The sequence below is a fragment of the Amycolatopsis sp. genome (assembly GCF_035546795.1).
Taxonomy (GTDB): Bacteria; Actinomycetota; Actinomycetes; order Mycobacteriales; family Pseudonocardiaceae; genus Amycolatopsis_E.
Genome location: NZ_DASZWC010000033.1, coordinates 211,827 through 225,890, shown reverse-complemented (window position 1 = coordinate 225,890; position 14,064 = coordinate 211,827). Strand labels below are relative to the sequence as shown.

16 protein-coding genes and 1 pseudogene are annotated in these 14,064 nt (G+C 68.8%); 9 read left to right on the top strand and 8 right to left on the bottom strand.

Translation table 11 applies throughout. The annotated features are described in order from the left end of the window. The first annotated feature begins 47 nt into the window (after positions 1-47). The 4 genes from VHD82_RS21055 (at position 48) to VHD82_RS21040 (ending at position 3,535) form a co-directional block, all read left to right on the top strand. The gene (locus VHD82_RS21055) at positions 48-407 is read left to right on the top strand and encodes a nuclear transport factor 2 family protein (RefSeq protein WP_325706368.1); all 360 of its coding nucleotides are present in this window, start codon (positions 48-50) and stop codon (positions 405-407) included. A 39-nt stretch (positions 408-446) separates the two neighbouring features. Further along, the gene (locus VHD82_RS21050) at positions 447-953 is read left to right on the top strand and encodes an OsmC family protein (RefSeq protein WP_325706366.1); all 507 of its coding nucleotides are present in this window, start codon (positions 447-449) and stop codon (positions 951-953) included. A 65-nt stretch (positions 954-1,018) separates the two neighbouring features. After that, entirely contained in the window at positions 1,019-1,954 is a 936-nt protein-coding gene (locus VHD82_RS21045; protein ID WP_325706363.1) for an alpha/beta hydrolase, read from the top strand. Between the two features lie 39 nt (positions 1,955-1,993). Next, positions 1,994-3,535 carry an alpha/beta hydrolase gene (locus VHD82_RS21040; protein ID WP_325706360.1) on the top strand — a complete coding sequence of 514 codons (1,542 nt, stop codon included), beginning with the start codon at positions 1,994-1,996 and terminating at the stop codon, positions 3,533-3,535. An 88-nt stretch (positions 3,536-3,623) separates the two neighbouring features. Here the strand turns inward: VHD82_RS21040 and VHD82_RS21035 are convergent, their stop codons facing one another. From VHD82_RS21035 to VHD82_RS21025, 3 genes are all read right to left on the bottom strand, one after another. After that, positions 3,624-4,025, bottom strand: a complete 402-nt coding sequence (locus tag VHD82_RS21035; RefSeq protein WP_325706357.1) for a VOC family protein — start codon at positions 4,023-4,025, stop codon at positions 3,624-3,626. A gap of 97 nt (positions 4,026-4,122) precedes the next feature. Continuing rightward, positions 4,123-4,749, bottom strand: coding sequence for an HNH endonuclease family protein (locus VHD82_RS21030; RefSeq protein WP_325706438.1), 627 nt, complete (start codon positions 4,747-4,749; stop codon positions 4,123-4,125). A gap of 14 nt (positions 4,750-4,763) precedes the next feature. Next, positions 4,764-6,059 (bottom strand): MFS transporter, encoded by a 1,296-nt coding sequence (locus VHD82_RS21025; RefSeq protein WP_325706354.1) that lies wholly within the window; start codon positions 6,057-6,059, stop codon positions 4,764-4,766. 140 nt (positions 6,060-6,199) lie between these two features. Between VHD82_RS21025 and VHD82_RS21020 the strand changes: the two genes are divergently transcribed. Beyond that, positions 6,200-7,210 carry a hypothetical protein gene (locus VHD82_RS21020; RefSeq protein WP_325706350.1) on the top strand — a complete coding sequence of 337 codons (1,011 nt, stop codon included), beginning with the start codon at positions 6,200-6,202 and terminating at the stop codon, positions 7,208-7,210. A gap of 275 nt (positions 7,211-7,485) precedes the next feature. Here VHD82_RS21020 and VHD82_RS21015 read toward each other — a convergent pair whose 3' ends face one another. Next, entirely contained in the window at positions 7,486-8,400 is a 915-nt protein-coding gene (locus VHD82_RS21015; RefSeq protein WP_325706347.1) for a ribonuclease Z, read from the bottom strand. Between the two features lie 55 nt (positions 8,401-8,455). Between VHD82_RS21015 and VHD82_RS36865 the strand changes: the two are divergent. From VHD82_RS36865 to VHD82_RS21000, 3 genes and pseudogenes are all read left to right on the top strand, one after another. Then, positions 8,456-8,557: pseudogene (locus VHD82_RS36865) on the top strand (hypothetical protein); the annotation flags it as partial. Positions 8,558-8,666: 109 nt separating this feature from the next. Next, positions 8,667-8,792 (top strand): hypothetical protein, encoded by a 126-nt coding sequence (locus VHD82_RS21005; RefSeq protein WP_325706451.1) that lies wholly within the window; start codon positions 8,667-8,669, stop codon positions 8,790-8,792. Next, on the top strand, positions 8,789-9,052 hold the full coding sequence (locus VHD82_RS21000; protein WP_325706448.1) for a hypothetical protein: 264 nt from the start codon (positions 8,789-8,791) through the stop codon (positions 9,050-9,052). The genes VHD82_RS21005 and VHD82_RS21000 overlap by 4 nt, the downstream gene beginning before the upstream one ends. Positions 9,053-9,237: 185 nt before the next feature. On the opposite strand, the gene VHD82_RS20995 is transcribed toward VHD82_RS21000, so the two are convergent. Genes VHD82_RS20995 through VHD82_RS20985 form a run of 3 tightly spaced genes read right to left on the bottom strand, consistent with a single transcriptional unit; the run spans position 9,238 to position 12,324 of the window. Next, complete coding sequence (locus VHD82_RS20995; protein WP_325706344.1) at positions 9,238-9,894, bottom strand: rhomboid family intramembrane serine protease; 657 nt, start codon at positions 9,892-9,894, stop codon at positions 9,238-9,240. 57 nt (positions 9,895-9,951) lie between these two features. After that, positions 9,952-10,980: a DUF3533 domain-containing protein gene (locus VHD82_RS20990; RefSeq protein WP_325706341.1), complete on the bottom strand. Its 1,029-nt coding sequence runs from the start codon at positions 10,978-10,980 to the stop codon at positions 9,952-9,954. Between the two features lie 42 nt (positions 10,981-11,022). Beyond that, complete coding sequence (locus tag VHD82_RS20985; RefSeq protein ID WP_325706435.1) at positions 11,023-12,324, bottom strand: PLP-dependent aminotransferase family protein; 1,302 nt, start codon at positions 12,322-12,324, stop codon at positions 11,023-11,025. Between the two features lie 70 nt (positions 12,325-12,394). Between VHD82_RS20985 and VHD82_RS20980 the strand changes: the two genes are divergently transcribed. After that, positions 12,395-13,171, top strand: a complete 777-nt coding sequence (locus tag VHD82_RS20980; protein WP_325706337.1) for an alpha/beta fold hydrolase — start codon at positions 12,395-12,397, stop codon at positions 13,169-13,171. On the opposite strand, the gene VHD82_RS20975 is transcribed toward VHD82_RS20980, so the two are convergent. Continuing rightward, on the bottom strand, positions 13,161-14,012 hold the full coding sequence (locus tag VHD82_RS20975; protein WP_325706334.1) for an SAM-dependent methyltransferase: 852 nt from the start codon (positions 14,010-14,012) through the stop codon (positions 13,161-13,163). The genes VHD82_RS20980 and VHD82_RS20975 overlap by 11 nt on opposite strands. Positions 14,013-14,064 lie beyond the last annotated feature (52 nt).

Sequence of the window (14,064 nt, the reverse complement as noted above, 5' to 3'; positions counted from 1 at the left end):
GCCATGCGGAGATACCACGTCAGCACATTGTCCACAATGGAGGAAAAATGAGTGTCGAACAGCTCGCCGAGGACTACGTCGGTGTGTGGAACGAGACCGACCCTCGGCGCCAAGCCACCGAGGTCGAGAAGCTGTGGGCACCGGACGGGACGGAATACCTGTCCGACTCGGTGTACCGAGGCCACGCGGAGCTGCGGAAGCGGGTGGCCGGGGCATATCGCAAGTTCGTTGCCGAGGGCGGCTTTTCGTTCGTGCGCAGCAGTGCGGTGGCGCACCACCACGACACGATCGCGCTGACCATCGACATGGTGCCGAAGGGCGGCGGCGACGCGGCCTGGCGCGGCATCGTGTTCATCGAACTCGACAGCAACGGGAAGATCAAACGGGATTACCAGTTCACGACCTGAGCTTTGACGTGCGTCGGCGCCGAGGGTCATGCTCGGGCAATGGACACCACCGAGCTGCGCGCACTGCAGGCACCGTTGAAAGACCAGTACCGCGAGACCCCGGACAGCGCCGTCGTCACCATGCGCTCGACGGCGGAACTGTCCGGGCTCGGCATCTCCTGCCGGGTCCAGACCGGGCAGGCACTGGTGGAGGCCGGGTTGCATCCGGCGGCGGGCGGCGACGGCAGCCTCGCGTGCTCCGGCGACATGCTGCTCGACGCGCTCGCGGCCTGCGCGGGGGTCACGCTGCGCGCGGTCGCGACCTCGCTGGGGCTGGAGATCCGCGGCGGGACCGTCACCGCCGAAGGCGATCTGGATTTCCGCGGCACGCTCGGCGTCGACAAGGCCGCGCCGGTGGGCTTCCGGGCCATCCGGCTCGCCTTCGCGCTGGACACCGACGCCGATGCCGAGCAGCTGGCCACGCTGGAGAAGCTGACCGAGCGGTACTGCGTCGTCTACCAGACCCTGCGCAACGCGATCGACGTGAGTACTTCGCTCACCGCCTGACCGTGGACAGCATGCGAACCACGTGGTTCACTTCAGGAGAACCCTGAAGAGAGCCGGTGTGCGAAATGTCGACCAAGCGGAAGAAAGTGCGATTCACCAGTGGCGGCGTCGAATGCGCCGCCTGGTACTACCCGGGCACGAACGGCGGCTGCGTGGTCATGGCCGGTGGCGGCGCGGTGACCAAGGAACCGGCCACGGACCGGTTCGCGAAAAGGTTCAACGAGGCGGGGTTCGCCGTACTCGCCTTCGACTACCGACATCTCGGCGAAAGCGGTGGCGAACCGCGCCAGGTGGTCCGCATCGACGAGGGGCTCGCCGACTGGCAGGCCGCGATCGAGTTCGCGGCCGGCCTGCCGAATGTCGACCCGGCCCGGCTCGCGATCTGGGGTTTTTCCTTGTCCGGCGGGCATATCTTCCGTGTCGCGGCGGCCAATCCCCGGCTCGCCGGTGCGATCGCGCAGACGCCGAACGCCGACGGCCTGGTCGCGTCGCGCAGCGCCTCCCGGCACCAGAAGCCGCTCGCGATGATGCGGCTCACCGGTCGGTCGATCCTCGACACGGTCGGCGGACTGCTCGGCCGCCCGCCGATGCTGGTCCCGCTGGCCGGCGCGCCGGGCACGGTCTCGATGCTCACCACGCCGGACGGCCGGGACGGCGACCGGGCGTTGAACCCCGGTAACAAATACCCGGAGTGGCAACAGGAAATCGCCGCCCGCTCGGTGATTTCCATTGTGCTGTACCGGCCCGGCCGCGCCGCCGGCCGCGTCCGGTCACCACTGCTCGCGGTGGTCGCCGACCAGGATCAGACCGCTCCCCCCGAGCCTGCCGTGCGCGCGGCCCGACGCGCCCCTCGCGGCGAGGTCGTCCGGCTGCAGGGCGGCCATTACGCGCCGTTCTTCGACGGGCACGAGCAGGCCGTCGAAGCCGAACTGTCCTTTCTGCGGCGACATCTGCTCGACTCGGCGGACGTCCTTTACCCAAGCTTGACAGAGGGTTGTTGAACTTCCTGGGTGATCGATCGATTACCCAGGAGGACTTTCGTGCGAAGAACTCGTCGCCTGCTGGCGGCCGTCGCATTGGCTTGCGGGCTGATCGCCACGCCCGCGGCCGGTGCGGCCCCTTACGCCGACCCGCTGGCCGACGCCGCGCCCACCCCGGCGCTGACCTGGTCGGACTGCGCGGACGGTTTCCAGTGCTCCACCGCGGCCGTGCCGCTGGACTACTTCCGGCCGCACGGGCGGACCATCGACCTGGCGCTGATCAAACTGCCCGCCACCGACCAGGCGCACCGCATCGGCACCCTGTTCGTGAACTTCGGCGGCCCCGGCCCGTCCGGGATCGACCGGTTGCGGGCCCGCGCGAAATGGCCGTGGCTGTTCTCCGACGAGCTGCGCACCCGGTTCGACCTCGTCTCGTGGGACCCGCGCTCGGTCTCGAACAGCACCGCCGTGCGCTGCTTCGGCACCGAGCAGGAGCAGCAGGACTATTTCGCGAACTTCCCCGAGATGCCGGGCGACACCGCGGGCGAACCGGCCTTCTACGCCGCTTCCCGCGACCTGGCGCAGCGGTGCGGTCAGCGGGCCGCCGACCTGCTGCCGTTCATGTCCACTGTGAACACCGCGCGCGACCTGGATCTGTTACGCCGCGCGGTGGGCGACGCGAAACTGACCTACCACGGTATTTCCTACGGCACTCACCTCGGCGCCATCTATGCCAACCTGTTCCCCGGCCGGATCAGGGCGCTGGCGATGGACGGCACGATGGACTTCCAGGGCAGCGCCACCGGCCACGGCAACGCCGGGAACACGCTGCCGGTCGACACACGGCAGGACGTGGCCACCGGGATCGCGCAGACCTTCGGGCAGTTCCTCGACCAGTGCGCGGCCGCGGGTTCCCGATGTGCGTTCTCCTCCGGGGATGTGCACGCGAAATGGGCCGCACTGGCCGAACGCGTCCGGCGGCAGCCGATCACGATCACCCAGGACGGTGCGCAGGTCACCTACGACTACTCGGCCCTGATCTCGGCGGCCGGTGATCTGTCCAAACCGGACGGCTGGCCTGCGCTGGCGGCGACCTTGCAGCAGCTCTACGACGCGCCTGCCACGGCGGCGTTGGCTGCCCGTTCGGAGCCGTACCCCGACAACAGCACCGAAGCGTTCAACGCCATCCAGTGCGCCGACAGCACGGTGCCCCGCAACGAATCCACCTACAGCGAGCTGGCCGTCAGCGAGGACCAGCGGGTGCCGTACTTCGGGCGGCTCGGGGTGTTCGACATGATGTCGTGCGCCTACTGGCCGCAGCAGGCCGTGCAGCCTTACCCGGGCCCGTGGAACCGGCCGACCTCCGCGCCGATCCTCGTGATCAACAGCCGGTACGACCCGTCCACCCCGCTCGCCGGCGCGATCGACGGCGTGCACGAACTGGCCGACGCGCATCTCCTGGTGGTCGAAGGCGCCGGGCACAACACGATGTACGTGCACAGCACCTGCGCCGAGAAGGCCAAACGGGAGTATCTGATCTCGGGGACGCTGCCCGCTGTGGGTGCGACCTGCGGGATTGACGCGGGGCCGTTCGACGCTTGATGTGCGTCCGGCGGCCTCACCCCCGGGGAGGCCGCCGGACGTCTTGTCGGGGTTCCGTTGCCGGGCGGCGGTTGGGTGAGTGGCCGTGCTACTGGACGTGCGCCGGGTCCATGTAGATGACCTCGAAGATGTGGCCGTCGAGGTCCTCGAACGCGCGGCTGTACATGAAGCCCATGTCGCTCGCCTCGCGCGGCTCGGTCCCGCCCGCGGCGAGTGCCTTTTCCACCAGCGCGTCGACGTCCTCGCGGCTGTCCGTGCTCAGCGCGATGATCGCCTCGGCGGTCGTGCTGGAGTCGGCGATCTCCTTCTTCGTGAAGTTCCTGAAGAAGGGTTTGGTCAGCAGCATCGCGTAGATCGTGTCGCTGATGACCAGACAGCCCGCGTTGTCGTCGGTGAACTGCGGGTTGAACGAGTACCCGAGCCGGGTGAAGAACTCGATCGACTTGGGCAGGTCGGCGACGGCGAGGTTGACGAAGATGTTCGTGGGCATCGGGACTCCCTGTGCTGGTCGTGGGTCTGTTACCGGTAGAGACCCGGCCCCGGCGCGAAACTCATCGGCCGGGGCGAGGGGATTTTCCGCCATCCGATCAGCAGTAGTTGAGCATGTCGGTCAGCGCGGACTTCTCCCCATCGGTGACCGTCAGCTGGTAGTAGGCCTTCACCGTGATCCAGTCCGTGGCGTACGCACACCAGTCGGTCTGCAGCGGCGGCTTCCACTCGTCCGGTGCCTTGTCGCCCTTGGCCTGGTTGACGTTGTCGGTCACGGCCCTGAGCTGGGGGCGGGTCAGGTCGTTGGCGAAGCTCTTGCGCTGGTCCGTGGTCCACGACGCGGCGCCACTCTCCCACGCCTGGCCCAGCGGCACGGTGTGGTCGATGTCCACATCGGACGCCTTCGTCCAGTTGCCGCCGTCGTACGGGCTGTGCCAGCTGCCCGACGTCGGACGGCATTCGGAGTCGGTCACCACGTTCTGGCCGTCTCGCTTGAGCACCGTCTCGCGGGTGTCACACGTGCCGGAAACCGTTGCCCAGTGCGGGAACTTCTCGCGCGAGTACCCGCCCATACCACTGCGCGCCTTGATCACGAGCTGGGCGAGTTCGGCGCCGGCGGAACTCGCCGACGCGGGCGGGTTACTGCCCGGGGCACCCTTCAACGCCCCGCTCTGCCACGCCACCACGAACGCCCCTATCACCACGAACACCAGTGACAGCAGCATCTTCTGGTTGAACCTCACCCACGCACCTCCGGAGCACGGACCGGGAGCAACGCGAGCAACCCGGCCACCAGCACGACAACGATCCCGGCCATTCCAGCACGTTGCGTCCCGAAAATCGCGATGAAACCGCTGAACATCAACAGTCCGAGGAAAGTCACCGCGCGACCGGTCGTCGCGTACAGGCCGAACGCCTCGGCTTCGCGCTCGGGAGTGACCAGCCTGGCGAGGAACGTCCGGCTCGCGGCCTGCGCCGGGCCGACGAACTTGGCCAGCGCCAGCCCGCACACCCAGAACGCCGCCTTGCCCGGCAACACCACCAGCGCCAGACCGAGCACGGACAACCCGGCCAGCGAACCGACGATCACCGTCTTCGGCCCGATCCGGTCGTCCAGCCTGCCGCCGAACACCGCGCCCAGCCCGGCCGTGAGGTTCGCCGCGATCGCGAAGATCACCACTTCGCTCTGGCTGAACCCGAAGGTGCCCGCGGCGACGACCCCGCCGAAGGTGAACACCGCCGCGAGCCCGTCGCAGTAGATGGCACTCGCGATCAGGAACCACAAGGTCCGGCGCTCGGTCCGCCACATCTGCGCCAGCCGCCTGCCGAGCACGACGTAACTGCCGAAGAAGTTGCGCCGCAGCGGTTCGCCGGACGCGGGCGATTCCGGTACGAACAACAACACCGGCACCGCGAACACGGCGAACCACACCGCGGCGAAGAGCGCCACGACGCGGATGTTCAGCCCGTTCTCCGAGGTGACCCCGAACAGCCCGATGTCGGGCAGGACGAACGCGAACAGCACGATCGTCAGCGCGATCAGCCCGCCGAAGTAGCCCATCCCCCAGCCGAAACCGGAGATCCGGCCGATGTTCGCGCGGGTGGACACCTGCACGAGCAGCGCGTTGTAGTTGACCTGGCCGATCTCGAAGAAAACGCTGGCCACCGCGAGCAGGGTGACGCCCAGACCCAGGTACGACGGGGTGTCGCGGACGAAGAACATCGCCGCCATGCACAGCACGACGACCGCGGTGTGGATGGCCAGCCACAGCTTCCGGCGCCCGCCCGCGTCACTGCGCTGGCCGATCACCGGCGCCAGCAACGCGATGCACACGCCGGCGATCGTCATCCCGAAGCCGAGCGTGGCCGAGCCGCCATCCTCGTCCGCGGCCACGGATTTTGTCAGATATACCGAGAAAACGAACGTCAGGATGATGGCGGTGAAGGCCGAGCTGCCCCAGTCCCACAGCGCCCAGCTGAGCACCTCACGCCGTCTCGCCAGGGTTTTTCCCGGCACGGCCGCGATGTCGGTCACCGCTGAATGAGACCAAGCCGGGCCGCCGTTGATCGAGGCGGGGTGGGTCAGGGCCCTTGACTCGTCCGGGACCCGTCTGCAAACTGATTCACTGTACGGCACAGCAGTTTCAAATAGTCCCCTAGCGGTAGGAGACGGCGATGGCTGTCGGTTTCCGGTCTTTCCTCCGGCTCGCCCCGGGCCAGGACCTCCTCGGCACGGTCGTCGAGCACCTCGGGAGATGGCTGGCCACCAAGGAGATCCACCTCGACGCCGGCCGCCCCGGGAACTATCTGCTCGACCACGACGATCTGGTCACCATCCTGCGGGACTCCTCCGGCGCGGGCGAGTTCTACCAGTGGCGCCGCCAGCATCCGGACGCACAGCCGCGCGACGTTTGGCGCACGACGTTCACCGTGCTGGAGCATCCGACCGGGCCGGGTTGGCTCTGGACCGAGATCGAGACGCGCGACGACGTGACCGCGATCGGTGAGGCGCCGTACAACCGGTGCATGTCGGTGCCGAGCGTGCTGCGCGGCCTGCTCGGCGAGCTGACCGCGACCGACGGGCGCACCGAGATGGCGCCCGGCCCGCAGTGGGTCACCACGAACCACCTGCCGGATCTGATGGACTATCTGGCCGACGAGACGCGCCGCGGGCCGGTCTACATGATCAGCCAAGGGTTGCGTCCCCAGGATGAGTTCGACCGCTGGGCCAGGGAGATCACCTGGCATCTGGTCGGTCTCGGCAGTGCTTTCCTGCTGGACGAGACCGTGGAGGCCGGCTTCAACGAGATGGTCGGCAGGCCGCACGCGGTGCCGCCGGGCACCATGCGCACATACCTGCCCGACGTGAACCTGGACAGCCTGGAGGATCCGTTGCGACACAAGATTCTTGGCCGTAGCCGGATCCTGGCCACCGACACCAGGCGCCTGGCGAGGATGCTCGGCCGGGCGGAACGCGACCGCGCCGCCAGGGTCGCGATCCCGGTCGAGGCGCGGGAACTGGTGCGGGCCTACGAGCCGACTCCCATGCCCGCGGTGCCGGGGCGTGAGCAACACCGGCTGCTACTGGAACTCCAGGCGGAGAACGACCGGCTGCGTGAGGCGTTGCGGACCCGGCCTCGCCTGCATGTCGCCGGACGCCAGGAGGAGCAGCTCAACGCGTCCTGACACTGCTTGGCGCGGCCCGCCGGGATTTCCTCTGATCCGCCGCCACCCGACGGGCCGCGCCTGCCCCATCCCCGGGTTTCGCGAGCCGTGGGATCGACGCGGCGCTCCCCCAACCACCTCCAAAACCGGCAGCCGAGCCACGGAACCGGCGAGGAGAATCGTTTCCCTTGCGCCGCAACGATTGCGTTGCGACAACCAACGGACGCGCGCCAGGCCACCCCGCCCCCGCCTCGATCCGCGCAGTGTCCAACGCGAACCGCGGAGGCCCCGAAACCTTACCTGCGCTTCGGTACGGATACGCGGCTCAAATCCGTGGCGACCACGATCTCCCCGCCGAAAACCTCCGCGGCTTCCTCGTAGAAATCGGTCGGATTGTCGTAGCGCTGGGAAAAATGCGTCAGCACCAGCTTCGAGACCTTGCTTTCCGCCGCGACCTGGGCCGCTTGCCGGGCGGTGAGGTGGCCGTACTCCTCGGCCAGCGCAGCCTCGCTGGAGAGGAACGTCGATTCGATCACCAACAGGTCGGCCTTGTCCGCGAGGTCGTACACGCCGTCGCAGAGGCGGGTGTCCATCACGAACGCCACCCGCTGCCCCTTGCGCACCACGCTGACCTGTTCCACGGTCACCGTTCGGCTGCCGAACCGGAGCGAGCCGGTGCGCTGCAACTGACCGACTTCCGGCCCGGTGATGCCGAACCGGGCGAGCAACTCCGGGAGCATCCGGCGCCCGCCGGGTTCGATCAGCTGGTAGCCAAAGGATTCCACCGGATGGTCCAAGCGGCGGGCGCGCAGCTGGCCGAACTCGCCCTCCGCGATGGTGCCGTCCGCCGCGATGGGCTCGGGCACCATTTCGGCGGTCTCGTGGAAGACGCTCGCGTGCCGAAGGCGCTCGAAGAACTCCTGCCCGGACTCGGGAAAGTGCGCGTACACCGGGTGGCTCACGCCGTCCAGCGACAGCCGCTGGATCACCCCGGGCAGGCCGAGACAGTGGTCGCCGTGGAAATGCGTGATGCAGATCCGGTCGATCGCGGAGGCCGAAACCCCGGCCAGCAGCATCTGCCGCTGGGTGCCCTCGCCGGGGTCGAACAGGAAGCCCTGACCGTCCCAGAGCAGCAGGTAGCCGTTGTCGTTGCGCTCGCGACCGGGCACCTGGCTCGCGGTCCCGAGCACGACCAGTTCACGCACGGACACCCGACCGACCCTAGCGAACGTCGACCCAGGACAACTGACCCAACAAGCAGGTCACGTGTCCTACGAGTTTTCACCGGGGGTCGCGAGACGGGAGGCGGTCTACGATCAGGATTCTTCGGATCCGAACCACCTGGACGCCGACCACGACGGCATTGCCTGCGAAACTCTGCCGCGTCGCTCCAGCGGAGCACCGTCCACTTCGACCGGTGAGGTGACGACCACTCACCGCGAAGTCCACCACCACCAAGAAGTCCACCGGGGCGCAGGTGCAGGTCAAGCCGTCCGGCGGGATGGACACCGGTGCGGGGCCCGCGATCACGCTCGGTTCGCTCGTGCTCGGCGGCGGTGCTGCACTGACCACGATCGTGCTGCGGCGGCGCACGAACCGATGACCAGCGTTCGATGGCGCCGGTGGTTCGCGATCGCGGCCATCGGCGCCACCCTCACCGCCTGCGAAAACCCGGCGCGCACGGCCACGGCGGTGATCACCACTCCGGACACGACAAGCGCGCCCAGTTCTCCGGCGAGAAGCGATGATCCGTTGCAACAGGCGCGGCCGAGCACGCTGGAAGTCCCGGCGATCGGCGTCCGCAGCGGCCGGGTCGTCGAGCTCGGGCTCACAACCACGCCCCCGGCACGTGCTATCGCTTGAAGGACCTGAAGGCCGGCGACCAGGCGATCGTGTACCGCGAGGACGGGGTCACGGCACGAGGTCTACGGCGACACCGCCGGCCCGGAGCTACGGATGATCATCTGCGGCGGTGCGTTCGACCGGTCCACCCGTGACTACGAGGACAACATCGTCGCCTTCGCCCGCCTGACCGCGTCCCATCGCGGCTAAGCCGAATCCGTCGGCTTCGGCAGCAGCGTCGTCGCTCCGGTTTCGAGCTGTGGTTTCGGGCGGCGTTCGCGGAAGAGCCAGCCGCCGACGACGCCGGCCACGAAACCGAACAGGTGCGCCTGCCAGCCGATGCCCTCGCCCGCCGGGATCAGCAGCGAGAACTGGTAGGCGAAACACAACGCCATCACCAGGCCGATCACGAGATCGATCGGCCGCCGGTCGAACAGGCCGCGCACGATGATGTACCCGAAATAGCCGAAGACCACCCCGCTGGCGCCCGCCCCGACCGTGCCGGCGCCGGCGGTGAACCACGCGCCGAGGCCGCTGGCCACGAAGATCAGCAGCGTCACCCAGACGAACTTCCGCACCCCGCGATAGGCGGCGAGGAACCCGAAGATGAAGAACGGGCCCGAGTTGCCCTCGATGTGGGACCAGCTGAAATGCAGGAACGGGGCGCTGAAGATCTCCGGCAGCGAGCCCAGCTGCCGCGGCCGGATGCCGTAGTCCACCGCCAGCCGGTACCCGGTGGCCCAGTTGACGATCTGCACGATCCACAGCACGGCCAGGAAACCGACCATCACCCAGAACGCCTTGCGCGCTTCGGCGAGCAGAGCTTCGGCATCCCCACCGGGCAACGGCTGGGCCTCGTTCATCCGGTTCCCCTTCCCGTTTCCGGTCAGGGTAACGGAAATTCCCGCTTTCGAGCGGCCTCAGGCCGTGGCGGTCCGCTCATCCCGGAAGAGGTGCTCGTCGAGGCGGTACCGCAGCCGCAGGGCGGAGGCGACCACCGTGACGACCAGTCCGGCCACCGCCCAGATCGCGATCACGAGCACCGGCCACGCCGTCGCGCTGCCACCGAAGTACGCGAAGTTCCGCAGCGCCTCCACCCCAGCGCCGTTCGGCAGCGCGCCACCGATGGCACGCCAGAACGCGGGCAGCAGCTCGGCTTGGTAGGCCCCGCCGGCGCTCGGGTTCCCGAGGATCACGAAGATCAGCACCGTCACGCCGACGCCGAGCACCCCGAACAGCACCTGCAGCGCCATCGTGACGGTGGCGGCGGCGAACGTGACCAGCGCGCCGACCCACCACAGTTGCAGGAAAAGCCCGTCCAGCGCACCCAGCCACTGGTCCAGGACCAGCGCGCCACCGAGGCCGGACAAGATCGCGTAAGGCACCATCGAGGCGAGCCGCACGACGGTGCGCTGCAGGGTGGCCGGCCGCGCGCCTTTCGCGATGCCGAGCGCGGCCGCGGCCAGGTACCCGCCGACCAGCCAGCCGATCACCGCGTAGAACCCGGTGAGCGCCCGCCCGTCCCCGGCCTGCGGCGCGGCGATGTCGACCTCGTGCACGCTCCGGCCCTGCGTGGCGTCGACGCGCGTCATCAGCTGCTGCACCGCTTCCGCGAGCGCGGGGCCACCGGCGGAGGCGACGAGCAGGGTGTCGGTGGTGCCGCTCGTGTCGACCACGAACCCGGCGCGGACCTCCCGGTCCATGATCCGCCGGCGCGCGTCGTCCTCGCCGGCGGACACCGAGGCCTCGAGCGGGGAGCCAGAGATCTCGTTCAGCTGCTGCACTGTCGCTTGTGGACCGACGACCGCGAGTTTGATCCCGTGCGGCGCGGGACTGTGGAACGCGCCGACATACGACAGGATGAATCCCAGCTGCAGGAGCAGAACCCCGGCCACCAGCAGCACCGTGCGCGGCGAGATCGCGTCACGGAGACGTTCCTCGGTCCTCATTCCCCGACAGTAGGTCGGCCACGGCGGGTGCGCGCGCCGAAATCACTCCACGCCGGCATCCTCCGGGGACGAAAGGGCGAGTTCGGCGAGCACGTCCAGCGCCCGCGCCAACGTCTCCACCGGCGGCGAGGCGAGAGCCAGCCGCACGGCGTTGGGCGCCCGGCCCGAGCCGACGGCGAACGCGGCGGCGGGCGTGACGGCGATGCCGCGCCGGGCGGCGGCCGCGACGAAGGTCTCCGCCCGCCAGGGCTCAGGCAACTCCCACCAGCAGTGGTACGCCCGCGGATCGGCGCGCACCGCCAGACGCTCGCGCACGATTTGCTGGCGTGCCTTGGCATCCGCCCGTTTCGCGGCCTCGATCTCGCTGAGCACACCACTGGCCATCAGCCGCGTCGCTGCTTCGACCGCGAAGTGCGCGGGCGCCCAGCCACCGGACCGCGCGGCGGTAGCGAGCTGCGCTGTCAACGCGGGCGGTGTCGCCACGAAGCCGAGCGTCAGCCCCGGCCCCAGCCGCTTGGAGAGACTGTCCAGGACGAGTGTCAGCTCGGACGCCAGCGGCGCGAGGTCGTCCGCGAGGAAGCCGTTGATCCCGTCGTCGATGAGATAGATTCCTTGCAGTGCAACGGCTTCCACGATCTCCACCCGCCGGCGCGCGGACATCGTCACGCCCAGCGGATTGTGCAACGACGGCTGCAGATACACCGCGCGCAGCCGGGCGGCGGCCGTTATCGCGGCCGGGAGCACCCCGTCGGCATCCATCTCCAGCGGCACCAGCGTCACCCCCAGCCGTGCCGCGATCCCTTTCACCACGGGATAAGTCAGCTCTTCCACACCCAGCCGTTCCCCGGCAGGCACGAGCGCGGCGATGGCCGCGGCGATCGCCTGCCGGCCGTTCCCGGTGAACACCAGATCCCTCGGGTCCGGGCTCCACCCGCCGCGCGCGAGGTGTTTCGACGCGACCTCACGCGTGAGGGCCTGGTCCGTGGCCGGACGCAGCACGGACGTCAGCGCGTCGGGCCGGAGCAGCGGGGCGAGCGTGTCCGCGACGAGCTGCGTTTTCTCCGGCAGGACTGGGAAATTCAGCTCCAGATCGATCCCGTGGCCGGGCTCGGCCGGCGCCGGCTCGGGTCGCGGCGCAGCGGCCCGGACGAACGTGCCGCGACCGGTCTCGCCGACCGCGAGGCCGCGGCGGATCAGTTCGCCGTAAACGCGAGCCGCCGTGGAGTTGGCGATGCCGTGCTGCTTGGCGAACCGGCGTTGCGGCGGCAGCCGGTCACCGGCCCGCAACTGTCCACTTCGGACCTCGTCGGCCAGCGCGTCCGCGATCGCGCGGTAGTCCTCCATCGCCTTCTCCAATTGCACCGAGAGCATTGTTTCTATTGCACTTCGATTGCCCTCAGCATAGCTTGTGGACATGAGCAGAGTCCCGCTTGGCGAAATCACCGTCGGCTACGCCGACCAGGGCAGCGGCGAGCCGCTGGTGCTCGTGCACGGGCACCCCTTCGACCGGACCATGTGGCAGCCTCAGATCGAACGGTTCGGCGCCACCCACCGGGTCATCGCAGCCGACCTCCGCGGCTACGGCGAAACCACCGTCGTCCCCGGGAAAACGCTGCTGGAAACGTTTGCCCGCGATCTCGCCGCGCTGTTGGACAAGCTGGCCGTGCCGCAATGCCACCTCGCCGGGCTGTCCATGGGCGGGCAGATCGTCATGGAGTTCCACCGACTCTTCCCGGAACGGATCCGCGGCTTGCTGCTGGCCGACACCTCACCGGTCGCGGAGACAGCCGAAGGCCGTCGCCAGCGCACCGAGATGGCCGAAAGATTGCTCCGAGAAGGACTGGCGCCCTACGCCGAGGAGGTGCTCCGCAAAATGGTCGCACCTGGCGCCCCGGAGGTGGACGAACACGTGCTCGGCATGATGCGCGCGACCGTCCCGGAGGGCGCGGCGGCGGCGCTGCGCGGGCGCGCCGAACGGCCGGACTACCGCGAAACCCTTGCTACCGTGCGCGTGCCGACGCTGATCGTGGTGGGCAGCGAGGACGAGTACACCCCGGTGTCCGACGCCGAACTGCTGCACGCGACGATTCCCGATTCGAAGCTGGTGGTGATCGACGGCGCCGCACACCTGCCCAACCTCGAACGCCCCGCCGAGTTCAACGTCGCGATGGCGGACTGGCTCAGGGCTTGACGCCGATCCCGCCGAGGAAACAGCAGCTGGACGGGTTCGCCGCCATCAGCGAAGTCTGCTTGGACGGGCCCTCGTCGAGATGCCATTCCGGCAGCCACACCAGCCCCGGCTCCACCAGGTCGAAATCCCCGAAGTACCCCTGGATGATCTCCCTGTCCTGCGGATACGCCGGATTGCCCGACTGGTGGTACAGGTCCACCGCCGCCTGGAACTGGGCCAGATCCTCCTGCGGCACGGAGTCGAACGTGCAGTGCGAAAGGATCAGCCGGGACCCCGAAGGCAGCAGGTCACGGTACTTCCGCACCACCTCCGCGACCTGCTCCTGCGGGTCGAGAAAATGCAGCACGGACACCATGAGCAGGCCGATCGGCTTGGCAGGGTCGAGCACGCCGATCTTCATCGCGGCCTTCCACACCTGGCGCACGTCGCGCAGGTCGGCGTGCAGCACGGCATGCCGCTCCTCATCCCCGTGCTGCTCCAGCAGAACACGGGCGTGCGCGACGGCGACCGCTTCGCAGTCGACGTAGACACAGCGGCTGTCCGGGTCCATCTCGTCGGCGACCTCGTGCACGTTGCCGACGGTGGGCACCCCGGAACCGAGGTCGAGGAACTGGGTGATCCCGTTGCGGAGACAGTCGCGCACCGCGCGGCCGAGGAACTCGCGGTTCACTCTCGCGCCGGCGCGGATGATCGGGACCATTTCGGCCAGCTTGTCCCCGAGTACCCGGTCGATGGCCCAGTTCGCCGTGCCGCCCAGAAAATAGTCGTAAACACGAGCCGCGTTGGGATGATCGAGATCCACGCCCTCGGGGGCCGACGCGGAGTGCTGTGTCCAGTTCACTCCATGGCCCCCTTGTCCGCCAACGTTCAACGTTGATCAGGTTAGCAACCTC

What these genes read in the sequence shown, in the direction of transcription:
- VHD82_RS20990 (WP_325706341.1), bottom strand. Translation starts at nt 10,980, where the DNA reads ATGAGGACCGAGGAACGTCTCCGTGACGCGATCTCGCCGCGCACGGTG.
- VHD82_RS21000 (WP_325706448.1), top strand. Translation starts at nt 8,789, where the DNA reads ATGACCAGCGTTCGATGGCGCCGGTGGTTCGCGATCGCGGCCATCGGC.
- VHD82_RS20980 (WP_325706337.1), top strand. Translation starts at nt 12,395, where the DNA reads ATGAGCAGAGTCCCGCTTGGCGAAATCACCGTCGGCTACGCCGACCAG.
- VHD82_RS21035 (WP_325706357.1), bottom strand. Translation starts at nt 4,025, where the DNA reads ATGCCCACGAACATCTTCGTCAACCTCGCCGTCGCCGACCTGCCCAAG.
- VHD82_RS21050 (WP_325706366.1), top strand. Translation starts at nt 447, where the DNA reads ATGGACACCACCGAGCTGCGCGCACTGCAGGCACCGTTGAAAGACCAG.
- VHD82_RS21030 (WP_325706438.1), bottom strand. Translation starts at nt 4,749, where the DNA reads ATGCTGCTGTCACTGGTGTTCGTGGTGATAGGGGCGTTCGTGGTGGCG.
- VHD82_RS20995 (WP_325706344.1), bottom strand. Translation starts at nt 9,894, where the DNA reads ATGAACGAGGCCCAGCCGTTGCCCGGTGGGGATGCCGAAGCTCTGCTC.
- VHD82_RS21055 (WP_325706368.1), top strand. Translation starts at nt 48, where the DNA reads ATGAGTGTCGAACAGCTCGCCGAGGACTACGTCGGTGTGTGGAACGAG.
- VHD82_RS21020 (WP_325706350.1), top strand. Translation starts at nt 6,200, where the DNA reads ATGGCTGTCGGTTTCCGGTCTTTCCTCCGGCTCGCCCCGGGCCAGGAC.
- VHD82_RS20985 (WP_325706435.1), bottom strand. Translation starts at nt 12,324, where the DNA reads ATGGAGGACTACCGCGCGATCGCGGACGCGCTGGCCGACGAGGTCCGA.
- VHD82_RS21045 (WP_325706363.1), top strand. Translation starts at nt 1,019, where the DNA reads ATGTCGACCAAGCGGAAGAAAGTGCGATTCACCAGTGGCGGCGTCGAA.